24 protein-coding genes are annotated in these 20,329 nt (G+C 62.2%); 17 read left to right on the plus strand and 7 right to left on the minus strand.

Going from position 1 to position 20,329, the window contains the following annotated elements; translation table 11 throughout:
* Positions 1–5: 5 nt before the first annotated feature.
* The 5 genes from truB to ACIQ09_RS09985 all read left to right on the plus strand — a co-directional run bounded on the left by truB (position 6) and on the right by ACIQ09_RS09985 (position 5,713).
* On the plus strand, positions 6–923 hold the full coding sequence (truB, locus tag ACIQ09_RS09965; RefSeq protein ID WP_398308729.1) for a tRNA pseudouridine(55) synthase TruB: 918 nt from the start codon (positions 6–8) through the stop codon (positions 921–923).
* Positions 924–998: 75 nt separating this feature from the next.
* A complete protein-coding gene (rpsO, locus tag ACIQ09_RS09970) occupies positions 999–1,268 on the plus strand; it encodes a 30S ribosomal protein S15 (protein ID WP_296402283.1) in 270 nt (89 codons plus the stop codon).
* Positions 1,269–1,447: 179 nt separating this feature from the next.
* A complete protein-coding gene (gene pnp, locus ACIQ09_RS09975) occupies positions 1,448–3,559 on the plus strand; it encodes a polyribonucleotide nucleotidyltransferase (protein ID WP_398308732.1) in 2,112 nt (703 codons plus the stop codon).
* 148 nt (positions 3,560–3,707) lie between these two features.
* Complete coding sequence (locus ACIQ09_RS09980) at positions 3,708–5,168, plus strand: NAD-dependent succinate-semialdehyde dehydrogenase (RefSeq protein WP_398308734.1); 1,461 nt, start codon at positions 3,708–3,710, stop codon at positions 5,166–5,168.
* Complete coding sequence (locus tag ACIQ09_RS09985) at positions 5,165–5,713, plus strand: class I SAM-dependent methyltransferase (RefSeq protein WP_398308736.1); 549 nt, start codon at positions 5,165–5,167, stop codon at positions 5,711–5,713. The genes ACIQ09_RS09980 and ACIQ09_RS09985 overlap by 4 nt, the downstream gene beginning before the upstream one ends.
* A 10-nt stretch (positions 5,714–5,723) precedes the next feature.
* On the opposite strand, the gene ACIQ09_RS09990 is transcribed toward ACIQ09_RS09985, so the two are convergent.
* On the minus strand, positions 5,724–6,344 hold the full coding sequence (locus tag ACIQ09_RS09990; RefSeq protein WP_398308737.1) for an arylesterase: 621 nt from the start codon (positions 6,342–6,344) through the stop codon (positions 5,724–5,726).
* A 7-nt stretch (positions 6,345–6,351) separates the two neighbouring features.
* Entirely contained in the window at positions 6,352–7,158 is an 807-nt protein-coding gene (locus ACIQ09_RS09995; protein ID WP_398308739.1) for an inositol monophosphatase family protein, read from the minus strand.
* Between the two features lie 77 nt (positions 7,159–7,235).
* Here ACIQ09_RS09995 and ACIQ09_RS10000 point away from each other — a divergent pair, with 77 nt between their 5' ends.
* The 12 genes from ACIQ09_RS10000 (at position 7,236) to ACIQ09_RS10055 (ending at position 16,049) form a co-directional block, all read left to right on the plus strand.
* A complete protein-coding gene (locus tag ACIQ09_RS10000; RefSeq protein ID WP_398308741.1) occupies positions 7,236–7,958 on the plus strand; it encodes an RNA methyltransferase in 723 nt (240 codons plus the stop codon).
* Between the two features lie 88 nt (positions 7,959–8,046).
* Positions 8,047–8,811 (plus strand): serine O-acetyltransferase, encoded by a 765-nt coding sequence (cysE, locus tag ACIQ09_RS10005; RefSeq protein ID WP_398308743.1) that lies wholly within the window; start codon positions 8,047–8,049, stop codon positions 8,809–8,811.
* A 101-nt stretch (positions 8,812–8,912) separates the two neighbouring features.
* Entirely contained in the window at positions 8,913–9,401 is a 489-nt protein-coding gene (gene iscR / locus ACIQ09_RS10010) for a Fe-S cluster assembly transcriptional regulator IscR (RefSeq protein ID WP_398308745.1), read from the plus strand.
* An 18-nt stretch (positions 9,402–9,419) separates the two neighbouring features.
* Positions 9,420–10,568 carry a cysteine desulfurase family protein gene (locus ACIQ09_RS10015; RefSeq protein WP_398308747.1) on the plus strand — a complete coding sequence of 383 codons (1,149 nt, stop codon included), beginning with the start codon at positions 9,420–9,422 and terminating at the stop codon, positions 10,566–10,568.
* 42 nt (positions 10,569–10,610) lie between these two features.
* Positions 10,611–11,822: an IscS subfamily cysteine desulfurase gene (locus ACIQ09_RS10020; RefSeq protein ID WP_398308770.1), complete on the plus strand. Its 1,212-nt coding sequence runs from the start codon at positions 10,611–10,613 to the stop codon at positions 11,820–11,822.
* A 13-nt stretch (positions 11,823–11,835) separates the two neighbouring features.
* On the plus strand, positions 11,836–12,219 hold the full coding sequence (gene iscU / locus ACIQ09_RS10025; RefSeq protein ID WP_398308749.1) for a Fe-S cluster assembly scaffold IscU: 384 nt from the start codon (positions 11,836–11,838) through the stop codon (positions 12,217–12,219).
* A 13-nt stretch (positions 12,220–12,232) separates the two neighbouring features.
* Positions 12,233–12,556, plus strand: a complete 324-nt coding sequence (iscA, locus tag ACIQ09_RS10030; RefSeq protein WP_296572041.1) for an iron-sulfur cluster assembly protein IscA — start codon at positions 12,233–12,235, stop codon at positions 12,554–12,556.
* A gap of 52 nt (positions 12,557–12,608) precedes the next feature.
* Positions 12,609–13,139 carry a Fe-S protein assembly co-chaperone HscB gene (gene hscB / locus ACIQ09_RS10035; RefSeq protein ID WP_398308752.1) on the plus strand — a complete coding sequence of 177 codons (531 nt, stop codon included), beginning with the start codon at positions 12,609–12,611 and terminating at the stop codon, positions 13,137–13,139.
* Positions 13,139–15,007 (plus strand): Fe-S protein assembly chaperone HscA, encoded by a 1,869-nt coding sequence (hscA, locus tag ACIQ09_RS10040; protein WP_398308754.1) that lies wholly within the window; start codon positions 13,139–13,141, stop codon positions 15,005–15,007. The genes hscB and hscA overlap by 1 nt, the downstream gene beginning before the upstream one ends.
* A 15-nt stretch (positions 15,008–15,022) precedes the next feature.
* Positions 15,023–15,367: an ISC system 2Fe-2S type ferredoxin gene (gene fdx / locus ACIQ09_RS10045; RefSeq protein ID WP_398308756.1), complete on the plus strand. Its 345-nt coding sequence runs from the start codon at positions 15,023–15,025 to the stop codon at positions 15,365–15,367.
* Positions 15,364–15,558 carry a Fe-S cluster assembly protein IscX gene (gene iscX, locus ACIQ09_RS10050; RefSeq protein ID WP_398308758.1) on the plus strand — a complete coding sequence of 65 codons (195 nt, stop codon included), beginning with the start codon at positions 15,364–15,366 and terminating at the stop codon, positions 15,556–15,558. The genes fdx and iscX overlap by 4 nt, the downstream gene beginning before the upstream one ends.
* Positions 15,559–15,566: 8 nt before the next feature.
* Positions 15,567–16,049 carry a glutathione peroxidase gene (locus ACIQ09_RS10055; RefSeq protein ID WP_398308772.1) on the plus strand — a complete coding sequence of 161 codons (483 nt, stop codon included), beginning with the start codon at positions 15,567–15,569 and terminating at the stop codon, positions 16,047–16,049.
* A 12-nt stretch (positions 16,050–16,061) separates the two neighbouring features.
* Here the strand turns inward: ACIQ09_RS10055 and ACIQ09_RS10060 are convergent, their stop codons facing one another.
* The 5 genes from ACIQ09_RS10060 to ACIQ09_RS10080 all read right to left on the minus strand — a co-directional run.
* Positions 16,062–16,511, minus strand: a complete 450-nt coding sequence (locus ACIQ09_RS10060) for a response regulator (protein WP_296572022.1) — start codon at positions 16,509–16,511, stop codon at positions 16,062–16,064.
* A gap of 138 nt (positions 16,512–16,649) precedes the next feature.
* Positions 16,650–17,591, minus strand: a complete 942-nt coding sequence (gene prmB / locus ACIQ09_RS10065; protein ID WP_398308760.1) for a 50S ribosomal protein L3 N(5)-glutamine methyltransferase — start codon at positions 17,589–17,591, stop codon at positions 16,650–16,652.
* A complete protein-coding gene (gene dapE / locus ACIQ09_RS10070; protein WP_398308762.1) occupies positions 17,588–18,751 on the minus strand; it encodes a succinyl-diaminopimelate desuccinylase in 1,164 nt (387 codons plus the stop codon). Before dapE ends, prmB begins: the two co-directional genes overlap by 4 nt.
* Before the next feature lie 12 nt (positions 18,752–18,763).
* The gene (locus tag ACIQ09_RS10075; protein ID WP_398308764.1) at positions 18,764–19,936 is read right to left on the minus strand and encodes a PilT/PilU family type 4a pilus ATPase; all 1,173 of its coding nucleotides are present in this window, start codon (positions 19,934–19,936) and stop codon (positions 18,764–18,766) included.
* 54 nt (positions 19,937–19,990) lie between these two features.
* A partial coding sequence (locus ACIQ09_RS10080; protein ID WP_398308766.1) for a DapH/DapD/GlmU-related protein occupies positions 19,991–20,329 on the minus strand: 339 nt, incomplete at its 5' end.

Below are 20,329 nucleotides of genomic sequence, written 5' to 3' on the forward strand. Positions count from 1 at the left end.
TCCGTTTGGCTCACACCCCCCAGCGCCGTACGCCGCGTCGCGTTGTCGATGGCGTGCTGTTTCTCGACAAGCCCCTCGGCCTCAGCTCCAACAATGCTTTGCAAAAGGCGCGCTGGTTGCTGAAGGCGGCCAAGGGTGGTCATACCGGTACGCTTGATCCCATGGCGACCGGCTTGCTGCCGCTGACCTTCGGCGAGGCCACCAAGTTCTCCCAGACTTTGCTCGATGCGGACAAGGTTTACGAGGCCACGGTGCTGCTGGGGGTCACGACGACCACCGCGGATGCAGAGGGGGAAGTGCTGGCAACCACTGCGGTGGATGTATCCGATTCCGCCATTGAGGCAGCCCTGGCGCAATTGAGGGGCGAGATCGATCAGGTGCCTCCGATGTACTCGGCACTCAAGCATCATGGCAAGGCGCTGTATGAATATGCGCGGGCTGGGATCGAGATTCCGCGGGAGGCCCGGCGGGTGACGATTCATAGTTTTGAGTGCCTTGCGCGTGAAGGCGATAGTCTGAAGGTGCGGGTGGCGTGCAGCAAGGGCACGTACGTACGTACCCTGGCATCCGATCTTGGGGCCTTGCTGGGGTGTGGTGCACACCTTACCGCGCTGCGGAGGACACGCATCGGGCCTTTTGAGCTGGAGTCCTCGATCTCCCTGGCGGATTTTGAGGCCCTGCCCGAGACGGGCCGGGATGCTGAGCTGGCGCCAGTGGATGCCTTGCTGGTCCATCTGGATGTGATGTTGCTTGATGCCGGACAGGCAAGCAGTTTTACCCACGGGCAGGCTGTGAAGGTTTGCAGTGATGCGCTGGGCAGGATGTTCCGGGCCTACGCGGGGGAGCGTTTCCTCGGCGTCGGAACCCTGGGGGAGGGTGGCATGATGGCGCCGACGCGCCTTGTTGCCACTGGAAAACAATGAAATGTCTTGAGTAATTCTGTGCCGATTCGATATAATGGCGCGCTTCGCAAGGCTAAATCCTAACCGAGTTAAACAATGGCAATCTCCACTGAACAAAAAGCGCAAATCGTTGGCGACTTCGCGCGCGCCAAGGGCGACACCGGTTCTCCGGAAGTGCAAGTCGCTCTGCTTACCGCCCGCATCAACGATCTGACTGGCCACTTCAAGGTTAACGTCAAGGATCACCACTCCCGCCGCGGCCTCCTGATGATGGTGAGCCAGCGTCGCAAGCTCCTCGACTACCTGAAGCGCAAGAATGTCGATGGCTACCGTGAGCTGATCGCTCGCCTTGGCCTGCGCAAGTAAGCTGATAAGAGCTGCTTCAGTACCGAACGTGACAATCCTGCCCTTGGTGCAGGTTTGATCATGGGCACAGCCGGTGTAAGTCCGTGAGGCTTCGCCGGCTTTGTCACATCTGTGCGCCAGAGAAGACGGCGCGTTACCTCGGCTACGCGTGCGGTTGTTGTTTGCCGCCAGCCGATTGAATGAAAGGACATCCTTTGCCTATTGCTATCAAGAAGAGTTTTACCTACGGCTCCCACACCGTCACCCTGGAGACCGGCGAGGTTGCCCGTCAAGCCCATGGTGCCGTGATCGTCAACATGGACGACACCGTGGTGCTGGCAACCGTTGTGGCTGCCAAAAACGCCAAGCCGGGTCAGGACTTCTTCCCCCTTACTGTCGATTACGTTGAAAAGTTCTACGCTGCCGGCCGTATCCCTGGTGGTTTCTTCAAGCGTGAAGGCCGTCCGACCGAGAAGGAAACCCTTACTTCCCGTCTGATCGATCGCCCGATCCGCCCGCTGTTCCCGGAAGGTTTCTACAACGAAGTTCAGGTTATTGCCCAGGTGGTGTCCCTGAATCCGGAAGTGGATGCTGACATTCCCGCGATGATCGCTGCCTCTGCGGCCTTGGCCATCGCCGGCATCCCGTTTGCCGGCCCGATCGGCGCCTGTCGCGTCGGTTACGACAATGGTGCATACATCCTCAACCCGACGGCCACCCAGCTGCAGACCAGCAAGATGAACCTGGTGGTCGCCGGTACCGAGACCGCCGTGCTGATGGTCGAATCCGAGGCCCTGGAGCTGCCGGAAGACGTGATGCTGGGCGGTGTGGTTTTTGGTCACACCCAGATGCAGGCTGCCATCCAGGCCATCAACGAACTGGTTGAAGTGGCCGGCAAGCCCGAGTGGGACTGGCAAGCTCCGGCGAAGAACGAAGCCCTGATCGCCCGTGTCACCGAGATCGCAAGCGCCAAGATCGACGAAGCTTTCCGCATCACCGCCAAGCAGGCCCGTTCGCAGCAACTGTCGGCCATCGGCAAGGAAGTGCACGAGACCCTGGTGGCGGAAGGTGTCGAGTTCGACGCCAACACCGTCAACAACATCATCTTCGATCTGGAAGCCAAGGTCGTGCGCGGTCGCATCCTCGGCGGCGAGCCGCGTATCGATGGTCGTGACACCCGTACCGTGCGCCCCATCGACATCCGTGTCGGCGTGCTGCCGCGTACCCACGGTTCGGCCCTGTTCACCCGCGGTGAAACCCAGGCCCTGGTGGTGACCACCCTGGGCACGGGTCGTGACGAGCAGATCATCGATGCGGTCGCCGGTGAGTACCGCGAGCGCTTCATGCTGCACTACAACTTCCCCCCGTTCTCCACTGGCGAATGCGGCCGTTTCGGCTCGCCCAAGCGTCGCGAGATCGGCCACGGCCGTCTGGCCAAGCGTGCGCTGGCTGGCGTGCTGCCGGGCAAGGAAGACTTCTCCTACACCGTTCGTGTGGTGTCCGAGATCACCGAATCCAACGGCTCCAGCTCCATGGCTTCCGTCTGTGGTGGCTCCCTGGCCATGATGGATGCGGGTGTTCCGCTGACCGCTCCGGTGGCGGGCATCGCCATGGGCCTGATCAAGGACGGCGGCCGTTTTGCCGTGCTGACCGACATCCTGGGTGATGAAGACCACCTGGGCGACATGGACTTCAAGGTGGCCGGTACCGAGAACGGTGTGACCGCCCTGCAGATGGACATCAAGATCCTCGGCATCACCAAGGAGATCATGCAGGTTGCCCTGGCCCAGGCCAAGGAAGGCCGCATGCATATCCTCGGCCTGATGAAGTCGGCCCTGGGCGAAGCCCGCGGTGAAGTCTCCGACTTCGCACCGCGCATGATCACCCTCAAGATCAACCCGGAGAAGATCCGTGACGTGATCGGCAAGGGCGGCGCAGTGATCCGTGGTCTGCAGGAAGAGACCGGCACCATCATCGAGATCACCGACGACGGCAATGTGACCATCTCTTCCGTGAGCTCCGAAGGCGCGCAAGTGGCCAAGAAGCGCATTGAAGACATCACCGCGGAAGTGGAAGTCGGTAAGGTCTATGAAGGCCCGGTCATCCGCATCCTCGATTTCGGTGCGATCATCAACATCATGCCGGGCCGTGACGGTCTCCTGCACGTTTCCCAGATCGCCAACGAGCGCGTCAATGCCGTGTCCGACTACCTCAAGGAAGGTCAGGTCGTGCGCGTCAAGGTGCTCGAGACCGATGAGAAGGGCCGTGTGCGTCTGTCCATGAAGGCGCTTCTGAACGAACAAGCTCAGTAACTCCGGGCTTGTCGTGATGATGAAAGCGGGCGCTGCGGCGCCCGTTTTTCATGGCATCTTGCACGTGCGGGGCGGGGAACCTGCACCGTCTTGTTTTATCAGAAGGACGCGGCCGCGCGGTGGCCGATCCGGATAAGGAAAAGAAATCATGCAGACGCTCAAGGAACCCGGCCTGTATCGAACCCAGGCATTTGTGAATGGTTGCTGGCTTGATGCGGATGATCATGCGCGCCTGTTGGTCTTCAATCCGGCAACGGGCGCCCCTCTCGGGGATGTGCCGGCCATGGGCGTGGCAGAGACCGGGCGCGCGGTCGCTGCCGCTGATGCGGCGCTGCCAGCGTGGCGTGGTCTGCTCGCCCGGGATCGCTCGGCGATTCTGCAGCGCTGGTTCCAGCTCATTCTGGCTCACACCGACGATCTTGCCCGGATGATGACCCTGGAGCAGGGCAAGCCCCTGGCGGAGGCGCGGGGCGAGGTGGTGTATGCGGCGTCCTTCGTGGAGTGGTTTGCCGAGGAGGGCAAGCGCTTGTACGGCGAGACCATACCGACAACGGGCATGGACCGCCGTTTCATGGTGATTCGCCAGCCGGTGGGTGTGTGTGCTGCGATCACGCCGTGGAATTTTCCGGCTGCCATGATCACCCGCAAGGTGGCACCGGCGCTGGCCGCCGGCTGTACGGTTGTAGTCAAGCCGGCCGAGCAGACACCCTTTACGGCGCTGGCACTGGCCTGGCTGGCAGAGCAGGCGGGCTTTCCTCCGGGTGTGTTCAATGTCGTCACCGGCGATCCGGTGGCGATCGGCAGCGTGCTGACGTCGAGCCCGGTGGTGCGCAAACTGTCCTTCACAGGGTCCACCGAGATTGGTCGCCTCCTCATGGCCCAATGTGCGCCGACCATCAAGAAGCTCTCCCTGGAACTGGGCGGCAACGCGCCCTTCATCGTGTTTGACGACGCGGATCTCGATGCGGCGGTGGCGGGGGCGCTGGTGTCCAAGTATCGCAATGCCGGTCAGACCTGCGTGTGTGCCAATCGCCTGCTGGTGCAGGATTCGGTGTATGACGCTTTTGCCGCCAAATTGGCGGCGGCCGTCGAGGCGTTGACGGTGGGGAATGGTCTCGAGCCTGGTGTCACCGTGGGGCCGCTGATCGACGATGAGGCGGTGCTGAAGGTCGAGGCCCATGTGGCGGACGCGCTGGCCGCTGGGGCGAGGGTGTTGACGGGGGGACGGCGTCACGGGGCGGGTGCGCGTTTCTATGTGCCGACGGTGCTGGCTGATGTGACGCCGGGCATGCGTATCGCTCGCGAGGAAACCTTTGGGCCGGTCGCGCCGCTGTTCCGCTTCCGCACCGAGGAAGAGGCGATCCACATGGCCAATGATACGGAGTTCGGGCTGGCGGCCTATTTCTATGCCCGGGATGTGGGGCGGGTGTTCCGGGTGGGTGAGGCCCTTGACTATGGCATGGTGGGCATCAATACCGGGCTCATCTCCACGGAGGTGGCACCCTTTGGTGGTGTCAAGCAGTCTGGCGTGGGGCGCGAGGGTTCCCGTCATGGCATCGACGAGTACCTGGAGCTGAAGTACCTGTGCCTTGGGGGGGTGAATCAATGATGCGGCATGCCGGAGCCCTGCAGCCCTCAGCCTGGGTGACGCGATTTGCGTCCCTGATTCCGGAGGGTGGAGAGGTCCTCGACTTCGCCTGCGGCAGCGGTCGTCATACGCGCTGGCTGGCGAGCAAGGGGTTCCGGGTCGAGGCGGTGGACAAGGATGCGGTGGCGCTGGAACTGCTGGCCGGTGTGCCCCACGTCAAGACCCGGGAGGCGGATCTTGAAGAGGGGCCGTGGCCTTTTGCGGGTCGCCATTTCGACGCCATCGTGGTGACCAATTATCTGTTTCGGCCGCGTCTGGGCCTGCTCTTGCAGGCGCTTAATCACGGTGGTGTGCTGATCTACGAGACCTTCATGATCGGCAACGAACGCTTTGGCAAGCCCAGTAACCCCGACTTTCTGCTCCGCTCCCATGAACTCTTCGAGCGGGTGGCAGATGCATGCACGGTGCTGGCCTATGAGCAGGGCGAAGTAACGGAGCCGAAGCCGGCCGTCATCCAGCGGATCTGTGCAGTGAAGGGGCACAACCCGTCACTGCGTCTCCCCTGATCGGCGGTCTTTAGCGGCGCAGCAGTGGGGCGAGTTCCCGCCAGATGGTGTCGAGAATGATGGGCTGGGCGTCGGCAACGGGGTGGATCCCGTCCTGCTGGAAGAAGTGCCGCTTGTCGGCAAAGCCTTCCATCATGAACGGTACCAGCCGGATCTTGTTGTTACGGGCCAGATCCTTGAAGGCGTTCTCGAAACTCGCCGTGTAATCGGGCCCGTAATTCGGGGGCATGCGCATGCCCACCAACAGGATCCTGGCCCCGGCCTGTCGGCTGGCGTCGATCATTGCCTGCAGGTTGGCAGCCATGAGCTTTGGCGGCAGGCCGCGCAGGCCGTCGTTGGCGCCGAGTTCGATGACCACCACGGCCGGCTTGTGGGTCTTTAGGGCGGCCGGCAGGCGGCTGCGCCCGCCTGAGGTGGTTTCGCCACTGATGCTGGCATTGACCACCTTGTGGGGCAGTTTGGCGTCCGCGATGCGTTTCTCGAGCAGGCTCGGCCAGGCCTGCTGAATCTGCAGGCCATAGCCGGCCGAAAGACTGTCACCCCATACCAGCACGGTGTCCGCCCAGGCTGGCACCCCGGAGAGCACAAGGCAGGCCAGAGCAATACGGAGCAGTGTCTTGAGGGCGGACATCGCTACGTCAGGCCGGCAGGGTGTCGCCGCAGTGGCCCTGGATCAGCTGCAGCAACTGCGGGAAGACCTTGGGCGTACCTGCAACCACATTGCCTGACGTCAGGTAGGTGGACTCACCCGCCAGGTCGCTGACCAGGCCGCCGGCTTCACTGATCAGCAAGCTGCCGGCTGCCATGTCCCACGGCGACAGGCCGAATTCCCAGAAAGCATCGAGGCGCCCGGCAGCCACGTAGGCCAGGTCGAGGGCTGCTGCACCCGGGCGGCGCAGGCCGGCGGTCTTCTGGGTGAGTTCCTTGAAGATCGCCAGGTAGGTGTCCACGTTGCGGAACTGACGATACGGGAAACCCGTGCCCACCAGTGCGTCCTGCAGCTTGACGCGCTTGGAGACGCGGATGCGGCGGTCGTTCAGGAAGGCGCCGGCACCCTTTGAGGCGGTGAACATCTCGTTTCGGTTGGGATCGAACACCACTGCCTGCTCAACCACACCCTTGCGGGCCAGGGCGATGGAGATTGCGTACTGGGGAAAGCCGTGCAGGAAGTTGGTGGTGCCGTCGAGGGGGTCGATGATCCACTGGTACTCGGTCTCGGCCTCCGGGCCGGTCTCGCCGGACTCTTCTGCTAAAATGCTATGGCTCGGATAGGCCTCGCGGAGCACCTGGATGATGGCTTCTTCTGCAGCCCGGTCTACTTCCGTCACAAAATCATTGGGGCTTTTGGTTTCGACCCGGATCAGATCCAGATCGAGGGAAGCCCGGTTGATGACGGTGGCGGCACGGCGTGCGGCCTTGATGGCGATGTTCAGAGTGGGATGCATGGGTGTCTGGCAAGGTCTGCCGGCCCGGGCAAAAGGCCCACCGGTCGACTCTAATTTGGAAAACCGCACATTTTAATATGAACCTCGATAACGCGCTTGGGCGCGTGCGTGTCGTTCTCTCCCGAACCAGTCATCCCGGCAATATCGGCGCAGCGGCCAGGGCCATGAAAACCATGGGTCTGACGCAGCTCGTGCTGGTTGCGCCGCACAGCTTTCCCGATCCGGTGGCAACGGCCCGGGCGGCCGGGGCTGATGACATCCTCGCCAGCGCGCGGGTGGTGGATACCCTGGCCGAAGCGCTTGAGGGAACTGTCTTTGCCGCAGCGATGACGGCTCGCCGCCGGGAGATGGCCGTACCGATGAAATGGGCGCGGGAGGCGGCCGGAGAGCTGGTGAGCCTCGCCGGTCATGGCGATGTGGCGCTGGTCTTCGGCAATGAGACCAAAGGGCTCTCCAACGATGACGTGGCCTTGTGTCACATGCCTGTCAAGGTGCCGGTCAGCGAAACCTACTCGTCCCTGAATCTCGGCGCAGCGGTCCAGGTGCTGTGCTACGAGTTACGCATGGCGGCCCTCGACCCTGGAGTGGCGCCCTCGGTGGAGTTCGAGCCGGCCACCCACGAGCAGATCGAGGGCTTTTATGTGCATCTCGATCGGGCGATCACGGCCAGCGGTTTTTTCAACCCCGAGAACTCCAAGCGTCTCTGGCCGCGTCTCCGGCGTCTGTTCGGGCGCATCCGGCTGGAGAAGGACGAGATCAACATCCTGCGGGGCATGCTCAGCGCCTTCGAAAAGAAGTAGACTAAAATAGTCGGAATTACGATGAGGCTGTACCTGCTAGGGTGCAAGGCCTTTACGAAAGCGCATTTATTTTTTGGAGTTTCTCCTCATGTTCAGTCGTCTGCGTGAAGACGTGGCCAACGTTCTCGAACGGGACCCGGCGGCACGCTCCAGGTGGGAAGTGCTCACCTGCTACCCGGGCATGCACGCCCTGTGGCTGCATCGCTTTGCTCATATGGCGTGGTCCCGCGGGTTTTGCTGGCTCGGCCGTTTCACCAGCCATTTGGGGCGGATGCTCACCGGGATTGAGATTCATCCTGGCGCCACCATCGGTCGTCGGGTGTTCATCGACCACGGCATGGGGGTGGTTATTGGCGAGACTGCCGAGGTGGGCGATGACTGCACCATCTATCAAGGGGTGACCCTGGGTGGTACCTCGCTGTATCGAGGCACAAAGCGCCATCCGACCCTGGGGCGTGGGGTGGTGATCGGTGCCGGTGCCAAGGTGCTGGGCGGTTTTGAGGTGGGAGACGGCGCCAAGGTTGGCTCCAACGCGGTGGTGGTCAAGCCGGTTCCGGCGGGGGCGACGGCGGTGGGCAATCCGGCCCGGATCATCGAGGGTGGTGGCGACGAAGTCAGCCGGGCCCGGGAAGCCAAGGCTGAGCAGATCGGTTTTACGGCCTATGGTGTTACCCGGGACATGGACGACCCCGTTTCCAAGGCGCTGCACGGCCTTCTCGATCACGCGGTTGAAACCGACCGGCGGCTCTGCATCCTGGTGGAGCGGCTGGCGGCGTCGGGGATCTGTGTGGATGCGGCGGCGAAAGCCGAGGATGCTTTTGACCCCCAGGGGCTGGGCAAGATGGTGGACTGAGCGGTGGGGTGTGGTGGGGTGAAATAGTTGATTGATTTTGTCGGGTTTGGTATTGTTGACTGAAACGTTCAACTATTAATCCATCCGCTCCGGGAGCCGACATGAGACTCACCACCAAAGGTCGTTTTGCTGTCACGGCAATGATCGATCTGGCACTTCGCTGTGCCGACGGGCCCGTGACTTTGGCCGGCATCGCCGATCGCCAGAGGATCTCCCTGTCCTACCTGGAGCAACTGTTCGGCAAACTGCGGCGTTTTGAGCTTGTCAGCAGCGTCCGTGGTCCCGGTGGCGGCTATGCCCTGGCGCGGGAGATGGATGCGATCACAGTGGCTGACATCATTGCCGCTGTCGATGAGCCCCTGGATGCAACCTCCTGCGGTGGCAAGGAAAACTGTCATGACGAGCATCGCTGCATGACCCACGAGTTGTGGACCAACCTCAATCGGCGGATGTACGAGTACCTCCATTCCGTGACTCTGGCCAGCTTGGTCGAGCAGCAGCGCCAGAAGGCTGGCCCGGTGTCCGTGTTGCGCGATGAGCGTAGTTCAACGGCGTGTCGCTCTGGCGGCAAGCAACCCCTGACGGCCTGATTCTCCTGGAGCGCTGCGGTGTTTGCGCCGGTCTATCTCGATCACAACGCCACCACGCCGCTGGACAGCAGCGTGAGGGAGGCCATGCTGCCGTGGTTTGGCGATCGTTTCGGCAATGCATCGAGCCGGCACGAATATGGACGTGCCGCCCGGAAGGCCGTGGATGAGGCCCGGGCCCAGGTGGCTGCCGCGGTGAATGCCCATCCGACCGAGGTGATCTTTACCGGTGGCGGATCGGAGGCGAACAACCTTTTCATCAAGGGTGCTGCGGCGCTGATGAAGCCGGGCCTGGTGGCGGTGAGTGCCATCGAGCACCCCTGTGTGCGTGAGCCGGCCAGGCAGTTGATACGCAGTGGATGGCGCTGCTTGGAGATTGCGGTTGATGGCGTGGGGCGGATTGACCTGGCGGCTTTTGATCGCGTGCTCGCGGAAAAGCCTCGGCTGGTGTCGATCATGCAGGCCAACAATGAGACCGGTGTGATCCAGGATGTGGCCGCACTGGCGAAGACGGTGAAAACGGCGGGTGGTTGGATGCACTGCGATGCGGTGCAGGCCCTGGGCAAGATCGAGGTGGATTTTCGTGCCCTCGGGGTACATGGCCTGACGCTGTCGGCCCACAAGATCCGTGGCCCGGTCGGTGTCGGTGCCCTGATTGTGGACAAGCGCATCGAACTGGCGCCCCTTGTGGCGGGCGGCGGTCAGGAGCGAAATCTCCGGTCCGGTACCGAGAACGTGATGGCCATCGTTGGATTTGGTGCGGCGTGCGAGCTGATCGTCAGCTACCGCGAAGCGCGGAGCCGGCAAATTGCAGCGCTGCAGGCGGTGCTGGAGGCCGGGTTGGTGGGGTTGGGCGCGCGCATCTTTTCGGCGGGTGCTCCCCGGCTGGCCAACACCAGTTTTTTTGCGATTCCCGGGGTGGATGGTGAAACCCTCGTGGGCAGGCTGGATCGGGCGGGGTTTGCGGTGGCGAGCGGGTCGGCCTGCTCCAGTGCTCACCCGGAACCTTCCCACACCCTGCTGGCCATGGGCGTTGATGCGGCTCTTGCCCGCGCTGCGGTGCGCGTCAGCCTCGGGGCTGGCAGCACGCAGCAGGATGTGGATGGATTTTTGACTGCGCTGGGCGAGAACCTGGCGAGCCTTCGAACGATGACGGCAGTAGCGGTCTAAGTTCATGGAATGACTCAATTTTGCTGCACGGAGAAGATGAAGATGCTCAAGTTCCCGATCTACCTTGATTACTCGGCAACCACGCCGGTGGACCCCCGTGTGGCCGAGAAGATGATTCCCTACCTGACGGAATTGTTCGGTAACCCGGCGTCCCGCAGCCATTCCTATGGCTGGACTGCCGAGAAGGCCGTGGAAGAAGCCCGTGAGGACGTCGCGGCGCTGGTCAACGCCGATCCCAAGGAAATCATCTGGACTTCTGGCGCCACCGAATCCAATAACCTTGCCATCAAGGGGGCGGCGCACTTCTACTCCGGCAAAGGCAAGCACATCATCACCCTCAAGACGGAGCACAAGGCCGTGCTGGACACCGTGCGCGAACTTGAGCGCCAGGGTTTCGAGGCGACCTACCTGGACGTCCAGGAGAACGGCCTGCTCGACCTGAACGTGCTCAAGGCGGCCATCCGCCCGGATACCGTGGTGGTGTCGGTGATGTTCGTGAACAACGAGGTCGGTGTGGTGCAGCCGATCGCCGAGATCGGCGAGCTGTGCCGCGAGAAGGGCATCATCTTCCATGTGGATGCGGCCCAGGCCACTGGCAAGGTTGCCATCGATCTGAGCACGCTCAAGGTGGATCTGATGTCCTTCAGCGCCCACAAGACCTACGGGCCGAAGGGGATTGGTGCTCTCTACGTGCGCCGCAAGCCGCGGGTTCGCCTGGAAGCGCAGATGCACGGGGGCGGCCATGAACGTGGCCTGCGTTCCGGCACCCTGGCGACCCACCAGATCGTCGGCATGGGCGAGGCCTTCCGCCTGGCCCGCATCGAGATGGCCGAGGAGAACGCCCGCGTGCTGGCCCTGCGTGACCGGCTGCTGGCGGGGCTGACCACCATTGAGGAAACCTTCGTCAACGGCGACATGGACAACCGGGTCCCCCACAACCTCAACATCAGCTTCGCCTACGTGGAAGGCGAATCCCTGATCATGGCGATCAAGGACATCGCCGTGTCGAGCGGCTCGGCCTGCACCTCGGCGAGCCTGGAGCCGTCCTACGTGCTGCGGGCCCTGGGCCGCAACGACGAACTGGCCCACAGCTCCATCCGTTTTACCATCGGCCGCTTCACGACGGTCGAGGAAGTCGATTACACCATTGACCTGCTGCAGCGCAAGATCGGCAAGCTCCGCGAACTGTCACCCCTGTGGGACATGTTCAAGGAAGGCATTGATCTTGATACCGTGCAGTGGGCTGCGCACTGACAGGAGAACGAAAATGGCATATAGCGAAAAAGTTCTGGATCACTACGAGAATCCCCGCAACGTCGGTGCCTTTGGCAAGGAAGACGACGACGTGGGCACCGGCATGGTGGGCGCGCCCGCCTGTGGCGACGTGATGAAGCTGCAGATCAAGGTCGGCAAGGATGGCATCATTGAAGACGCCAAGTTCAAGACCTATGGTTGTGGTTCGGCCATTGCGTCCAGCTCCCTGGTCACCGAATGGGTGAAGGGCAAGACGCTCGACCAGGCGCTGGATATCAAGAACACCGCCATTGCCGAAGAGCTGGCCCTGCCGCCGGTCAAGATCCACTGCTCCATCCTGGCCGAGGATGCCATCAAGGCTGCGGTCGAGGATTACAAGAAAAAGCACAACGGCTGAAAGAGAGGCGATCATGGCAGTCACCCTGTCCGACAAGGCGGCAACCCACATCGGCAACTTCATCACCAAGCGTGGCAAGGGCGTGGGCATCCGCCTCGGCGTGCGCACCTCCGGATGCTCCGGCATGGCCTACAAACTGGAGTTTGCCGATGAGGTCCTGCCCGAGGACGTGGTCTTCGAGAGCCACGGACTGAAGGTCCTGATCGACCCGAAGAGCCTGCCTTATATGGACGGCACCGAGCTCGATTTTGTCCGCGAAGGGCTTAACGAGGGTTTCAAGTTCAACAACCCGAATGTGAAGGGCGAATGCGGCTGCGGCGAGAGTTTTACCGTCTGATTGCCATGCCGGCGTGCCCGGTTCGCCTGTCCTTTCGGGCAGAGGGTTTTACATGCTTGATCTGAAGCAGGACTTCTTTGCACTTTTCGGCCTGCCGACGGGGTTTTCCGTCGACATGGACCGGCTTGAACAGGCTTACCTGGACATTCAGGGAAAGGTTCACCCAGACCGTTTCGCCCACCTGCCCGACGTAGACAAACGTCTGTCGATGCAGTGGGCGACCCACGCCAACGAAGCCTTTCGCACCCTCAAGAGTCCTCTTGCGAGGGGGCAATACCTGCTTGAGCTGAAGGGTATCGATCCGGCCTTCGAGACCAATACCGCCATGTCTCCCGCGTTCCTGATGGAGCAGATGGAGTGGCGCGAGGCGCTCGGCGAGGCCCGGGAGGCCGCCGACGAAGAGGTGCTCGAAGACCTTGCCCGGCGTATCCGGCATTCCAATCGAAGCCTGATCGAACAGCTGGCGGTGCAACTCGACCAGCAGGGCGATCTGGAGGGGGCGGCCGATACGGTGCGTCGCCTGAAGTTTCTTGAAAAGCTGCAACACGAAATCAATGACGCCTTGACGGCGCTGGAATCCTGATGGCCTTGCTGCAAATCTCCGAACCCGGGATGTCCACCGAGCCGCACCAGCATCGGCTCGCCGTGGGCATTGATCTGGGCACCACCAATTCGCTGGTGGCCACCGTACGCAATGGCGTGGCCCTGTGTCTGCAGGATGAGGACGGCAAGGTGTTGCTGCCTTCCGTCGTGCATTACCTCGCCGACGGACAGATTGTCGTGGGCCGCAAGGCCCACGCTGCCCAGGCCGTCGACCCCCGCAATACGATTGTGTCCGTGAAGCGTTTCATGGGCCGCGGGCTCAAGGATGTCTCCCACGTGGAGACCATGCCTTACGACTTTGTGGACGCAGAAGGCATGGTGCGCTTGCGCACCGTGCAGGGCGTGAAGAGCCCTGTGCAGGTGTCCGCCGAGGTCCTCAAGGACCTGCGCGTACGCGCCGAGCGCAGCCTGGGCGGCGAGCTGACTGGTGCGGTCATCACCGTGCCGGCCTATTTTGACGATGCCCAGCGCCAGGCCACCAAGGACGCAGCGCGCCTGGCCGGTCTCAACGTGCTCCGCCTGCTCAACGAGCCGACCGCTGCCGCCATTGCCTATGGCCTGGAAAACGCGTCGGAGGGCATCTACGCAGTCTATGACCTTGGTGGTGGCACCTTTGACATCTCCGTGCTGCGCCTGTCGCGCGGGGTGTTCGAAGTGGTGGCGACCAATGGAGACGCCTCCCTGGGCGGCGATGACTTTGATCACCGCCTGTTCTGCTGGATACTCGATAACGCCGGTATTTCGCTGCCCTCCGATCGGGATGCCCGGCGTCTGCTGATGAAGGCCCGGGAGGTCAAGGAGCGTCTGAGCCTCGACGAAACCGTGCCGATCCGGATGACCCTGGAGAGCGGCGACGAGGTGGATCTGAGCATTGATCGTGCTGTCTTCGTGGACATCACCCGTCCGCTGGTGGCCAAGACCCTCAAACCCGTCAAGAAGGCCCTGCGTGACGCCGGGCTTGAGCCCGATGAGGTCAAGGGCGTGGTGATGGTGGGGGGCGCAACGCGCATGCCCCATGTGCAGCAGGCTGTCGGCGAATTTTTTGGGCAGCTTCCCCTGACCAATCTTGATCCGGATACGGTTGTCGCCCTCGGTGCCGCCATGCAGGCCAACGTGCTGGCCGGCAACCGGGCAGCCGAAGACGAATGGCTGCTGCTCGACGTCATTCCCCTGTCCCTGGGTATTGAAACCATGGGCGGGCTGGTCGAAAAGATCATTCCCCGCAATTCCACCATTCCGACGGCCCGCGCCCAGGACTTCACCACCTTCAAGGACGGCCAGACGGCCATGTCCTGCCATGTGGTGCAGGGCGAGCGCGAGTTGGTGTCGGCATGCCGCTCCCTGGCGCGTTTCGAACTGCGCGGGATTCCGCCGATGGTCGCCGGTGCTGCGCGAATCCGCGTCACCTTCCAGGTGGACGCCGACGGCCTGCTTTCGGTGGCGGCCCGGGAACAGACCACCGGCGTCGAGGCGCGGGTGGAGGTCAAGCCATCCTACGGGCTGGCGGACCACGAAATTGCCGATATGCTCAAGGCCGGTTTCGAGAACGCCCGGGAAGACATGGAGCTGCGTGGCCTGCGGGAACAGCAGGTCGAGGCTGAACGCGTTGTCGAGGCGACGGAAAGGGCGCTGGCTGCTGACGCCGTGCTGCTGGATGAAGCCGAGCGCGAGGCCCTGGATGCGGCCATCGCGGCCTTGCGTAGTGCCGCCGAAGGGCAGGACGCCCGCGCCATCAAGATCCAGCTCGAGGCCTTCAACCGGGCCTCTAACGAGTTCGCCTCACGGCGCATGGACAAGAGTATCCGGGAGGCCCTGGCGGGTCACCGGATCGACGATCTGCGGATCTGAACCTGATACTTCATCATGACTACATTGATTGTGCTTCCCCATGTGGAGCTGTGCCCTGAAGGGGCCGTGATCGACGCCGAGCCCGGTCAGTCGGTCTGCGACGTGCTGCTGCTCAACGACATCTTCATCGAGCACGCCTGCGAGAAGTCCTGTGCGTGCACGACCTGTCATGTGATCGTGCGTGACGGTTTCAACAGTCTCGAGCCCGCTGAGGAACTCGAGGAAGACCTGCTCGACAAGGCCTGGGGCCTGGAGCCGACATCCCGCCTGTCGTGTCAGGCCATCGTCGGCGACACGCCGCTTACCGTCGAGATTCCCAAGTATTCGATCAACATGGTCAAGGAGGGCAAGCGGGGATGAAATGGACAGAAGTGCAAGAAATCGCGATCCAGTTGTCGGAGGCCCATCCCGACGTGGATCCCCTCAAGGTCAATTTTGTTGATCTGATGAAGTGGACCATGGCCTTGCCCGAGTTCGATGACGACCCCAAGCACTGCGGTGAGCGCATCCTTGAAGGCATCCAGCAGGCCTGGATCGAGGAGGTGGCGTGAGCAGCGCCGTGCCGGGCAGCATTCTTGGCTTTGAGGCAAGGAGTCTGTCCGGCGATCCGATCCGTTTTGCCGACATGGCGGGGCGGGTCGTGCTGGTCGTGAATACGGCCAGCGAATGTGGCTTTACGCCCCAGTACGGGGGGCTTCAGGCTCTTCATGAGGCTTACGCGGAGCGTGGCCTGGTGGTAGTGGGTTTTCCGTGCAACCAGTTCGGCGGGCAGGAGCCCGGCGACGAAAGCCAGATTGCCGGCTTCTGCCAGCGCAATTTCGGCGTCACCTTCCTGATGGCCGAAAAGGTGGAGGTCAACGGCGAGGGTGCGCACCCCCTGTTTGCCTTTCTCACTGCGGCGTTGCCCGGGGTCCTGGGGAGTCACGCCATCAAATGGAACTTCACCAAGTTCCTGATCGACAAAGCCGGTGTGCCTGTGAAGCGCTACGCTCCGATGACGCCACCCGGCGATCTGGGCAGGGACATCGAAGCACTGCTGTAGTCTTCCATCGGCTTATCGTGCTGTAGGGTCCGAGGGCTCGTTGAGGGACAGCCAGTAGAGGCCGAGCTGGCCCACCGCCTGTAGAAATCGTTCGAAATCGACGGGCTTCCGGATATAGCTGTTGGCGCCAAGCCGATAGGCTTCGAAGATGTCCTGATGTTCCTTGGAGGTCGTCAGGACAACAACGGGCAGGAGGGCCGTGCGTTCGTCGGCACGGATGCGGCGCAGCACTTCCAGGCCATCGATCCGGGGAAGCTTCAAATCAAGCAACACGAAGGCCGGCATGATCGTGCTGTCCCGGTTGGAGAACTGTCCGGTGCAGAAGAGATAGTCCAGCGCCTCGACACCGTCCCGGGCCACGACCACTTGATTGGCTATCTTGTTCTTGCTGAACGCCCGGAGAGTCAGTGCTTCGTCATCGGGGTTGTCCTCAACGAGGAGGATGGGGCGATCGGTCGCCATAGAAGCTCCTTGATCTTGCTTTTGTGTTTTTGTTGATTAAGGTGAATTTGGGGTCAATTTGGCAAATTTCTCCCAAGCAAGATCATAAGTTCGGCTGGCCATGGAATTGGTGGACCGAGTTCGCATTTTTGGGTGCTTTTACAACAATTGACCCGCTTCCAGCATGAATATCTTGTCTTCCCCGCTTGGCCCTGACAACCACGTGGGCGTCAAGTCAGGAAAGGTTTCTTCGACGATGTGCCGGTTATGGCCCACTTCAACGGCCAGCAGCCCCTCGGGCTTGAGGTAGCGGGGCGCGTCGGCGAGCAGTTTGCGCACCAGGTCGAGGCCATCGTCACCGGAGCCGAGGGCCAGACCGGGTTCGTGCAGGTATTCGCTGGGCAGCGCATCCATGGCTTCCTGTGTTACATAGGGCGGGTTGCTCAGGATGAAGTCAAAGCGCTGCTCGGGTACGGCCGAAAAGCCGTCGGACTGGATCAGCGTGATCCTGTCTTCGAGGCCATAGGCGGCAATGTTCTCCCGGGCCACATCAATCGCATCCGGCGAGATGTCCACGGCGACGATCGCTGCATTGGGGAAGGCGTGGGCCATCAGGATGGCCAGGCAGCCTGATCCTGTGCACATGTCCATCGCCGCGGTGACAGCTTCCGGGTCCTGAATCCAGGGGCTGAAGCCGTCCTGGAGCAGCTCGGCAAAGAACGAACGAGGAATGATCACGCGCGGGTCGACCTTGAAGCGGAAATCACCCAGCCAGGCTTCACCGGTGATGTAGGCGGCGGGCAGACGATCTACTGCGCGTTTCTCGATGACTGTGTAGATGTCTTCCCGCTCGTCGCCGGGAATGCAGGCATCGAGGAAAGGCTCCAGGCGATCCAGGGGCAGCGCCAGGGTGTGGAGGACGAGATACACGGCTTCGTCGTAGGCGTCCTGCAGGCCGTGACCATAAAAGCAGCCGGCGCGGTTGAAGCGGGTAACGGCGTAGCGGATCCAGTCGCGGACGGTGACGAGCTCGGCCATCGGGCCGTGCTCGTGTTCGTGCTCATGCTCGTCGTCGTTTTCCAGGTGGTCGTCGTGGGTCATGCCGGTTCCGATGCGCTCAGCAGGTTTTCGAGGGTTCGGCGATAGATGGCCGACAGGGGAGCGACCGCATCGATGGCGATGCACTCGTTGAGTTTGTGAATGCTTGCATTAACGGGACCAAACTCGACGACCTGAGGGCATATTTCAGCAATGAAGCGTCCGTCAGAGGTGCCGCCGGTGGTGGACAGCGCCGGTTTCAGGGCAAGGGTGTCGAACACGGCGGCCTCCATGGCCGCGACAAGGGTGCCGCGGGGCGTCAGGAAGGGCTTGCCGCCGAGAGTCCAGGCCAGGTCGTAGTCGAGGCCGTGCTTGTCGAGGATGGCATGCACCTTCGACTTCAGATCGTCGGCCGTATGTACGGTGGCAAACCGGAAGTTGAACATGAGCTCCAGGGTGCCCGGAATCACGTTGGTCGCGCCGGTACCGGCTTTGATGTTGGACATCTGCCAGGAGGTGGGCGGGAAGTACTCGTTGCCCTGATCCCAGGTGATGGAGGCGAGCTCGGCCAGGGCCGGGGCGGCGAGGTGAATCGGATTGCTGGCCAGGTGCGGATAGGCGATGTGGCCTTGTATGCCCTTGACGGTGAGTTTGCCGGACAGGCTGCCGCGACGTCCGTTCTTGATCATGTCGCCGAGGGTGTCCACGGAGGTGGGTTCGCCGACGATGCAGTAATCGAGGACTTCGCCTCGTGCTTTGAGGGATTCCACGACAAGGGTGGTGCCGTGGGTGGCATCGCCTTCTTCGTCAGAGGTCAGCAGCAAGGCGATGGAACCGGTGTGGTCCGGATTGGCGGCGACGAAGTCCTCAATGGCGGTGACGAAGGCGGCCAGGGACGACTTCATGTCGGCGGCGCCGCGGCCAAACAACTGGCCGTCCCGCTCGGTGGGCACAAAGGGGTTGGATGTCCATGCGTCTAGAGGGCCAGTGGGCACCACATCGGTGTGGCCGGCGAAGACCACGAGGGGGCGGGCCATACCCCTGCGCGCCCAGAGGTTGCTGACCCCGCCGCCGTCGATCCGCTCACAGACGAAGCCGAGGGGAGCGAGGCGGGCTGCGATCAGTTCGAGGCAGCCGGCGTCTTCCGGGGTGACCGAGGGGCGTGCGATGAGTTCACAGGCCAGGGCCAGGGTGGGGTTCCCTGTTGTTTGGGGTGCTGTCATGTTTTCTTGTAGTCAGTCGTCGTCGAGTTCGAGGGTGAATTCGCGGAAGGATGCGCCATCCGGTTCGGTCTGCTCGAAATCAATGGTGGACGGTGGACGGCTGGATTTTTCGTTGCCGCCATTGCCGAATTGGGCGTTATTGATCAGCCAGGACAGGTTGGTCGGGGAGTCCGCGTTGGCCAGTGCCTCCTCGAGGGTGATGACCTTGTCCTTGAACAGGCGGAACAGATCCTGTTCGAAGGTGCGGGAGCCCTGGGCGAGGCTTTGCTCCATGGCTTCGCGGATGGCGGAGATCTCACCGCGTTCGATCAGTTCGCCCACCTGGCGGGTGTTGAGCAGGATCTCAACCGTAGGGATCCGCCCGCCATCGGGACGTTTGATCAGGCGCTGGGAGGCAATGCACTTGAGCGTCGCGGCCAGGTCGAGGGAAAGCAGGGCGCGGCCATCCATCGGAAAGAAACTGAAGATCCGGTTGAGGGCGTGATAGGCGTTGTTGGCATGCAGCGTGGCCAGGCACAGATGTCCGGTCTGGGCGTAGGCCAGGGCGGCACCCATGGTTTCCCGGTCGCGGATCTCGCCGATCAGGATGCAATCGGGTGCCTGGCGCATGGCGCTGCGCAGGGCGTTCTGCCAGTCCAGGGTGTCGGCACCGATCTCCCGCTGATTGACGATCGACATCTTGTGCTTGAACAGATACTCGATCGGGTCTTCGATGGTCAGGATGTGGCCGGAACGGTTTTCGTTGCGGTGATCCAGCATAGACGCGATGGTGGTGGACTTGCCGGAACCCGTGGCGCCGACGACCAGCACCAAACCGCGCTTTTCCATGATCACTTCGGACAACACGGGGGGCAGGCCGAGCGTTTCGAGACGCGGGATCTCGCCCAGGATGTAGCGGACGACGATGGCGATGCTGTTGCGCTGCCAGAAGATGTTGATCCGGAAGTTGCCCATGTCCCGCCGGCCGAAGGAGAGGTTCATCTCCTTGAGCTTTTCGAAGCGGTCGATCTGCTCGGGCGTCATCATCTCGTAGGCCATTCGATGGATCATCGTCGGATCCATGGCCTGCTGATTGATCGGCAGTGTATTGCCGTCGATCTTGATGTGAATCGGGGTGCCGACGGTAATGAAGATGTCCGAGGCCTTCTTCTCGGCCATCAGCGCGAATAGCTTATCAATGATCATCAGGCTGCCCGGGGAAGGGAGGCGGGCTGCCGGGAGGGCGGCCCGCTGGGGTCGTCAGTCGCGCAGGAGTTCGTTGATGCTGGTCTTGGCGCGGGTCTGGGCGTCCACTTTCTTGACGATCACGGCGCAGTACAGACTGTACTTGCCATCGGCGGAGGGCAGGTTGCCGCTGACCACCACGGAACCGGCAGGAATGCGGCCGTAGTGGACTTCGCCTGTGGCACGGTCGTAGATCTTGGTGCTCTGGCCGATGTACACGCCCATGGAGATGACGCAGTTGTCTTCCACGATCACGCCTTCGACCACTTCGGAGCGAGCGCCGATGAAGCAGTTGTCGCCGATGATGGTCGGGTTGGCCTGCAGGGGCTCGAGCACACCACCGATGCCGACGCC

The sequence above is a fragment of the Zoogloea sp. genome (assembly GCF_044344315.1).
Taxonomy (GTDB): Bacteria; Pseudomonadota; Gammaproteobacteria; order Burkholderiales; family Rhodocyclaceae; genus Zoogloea.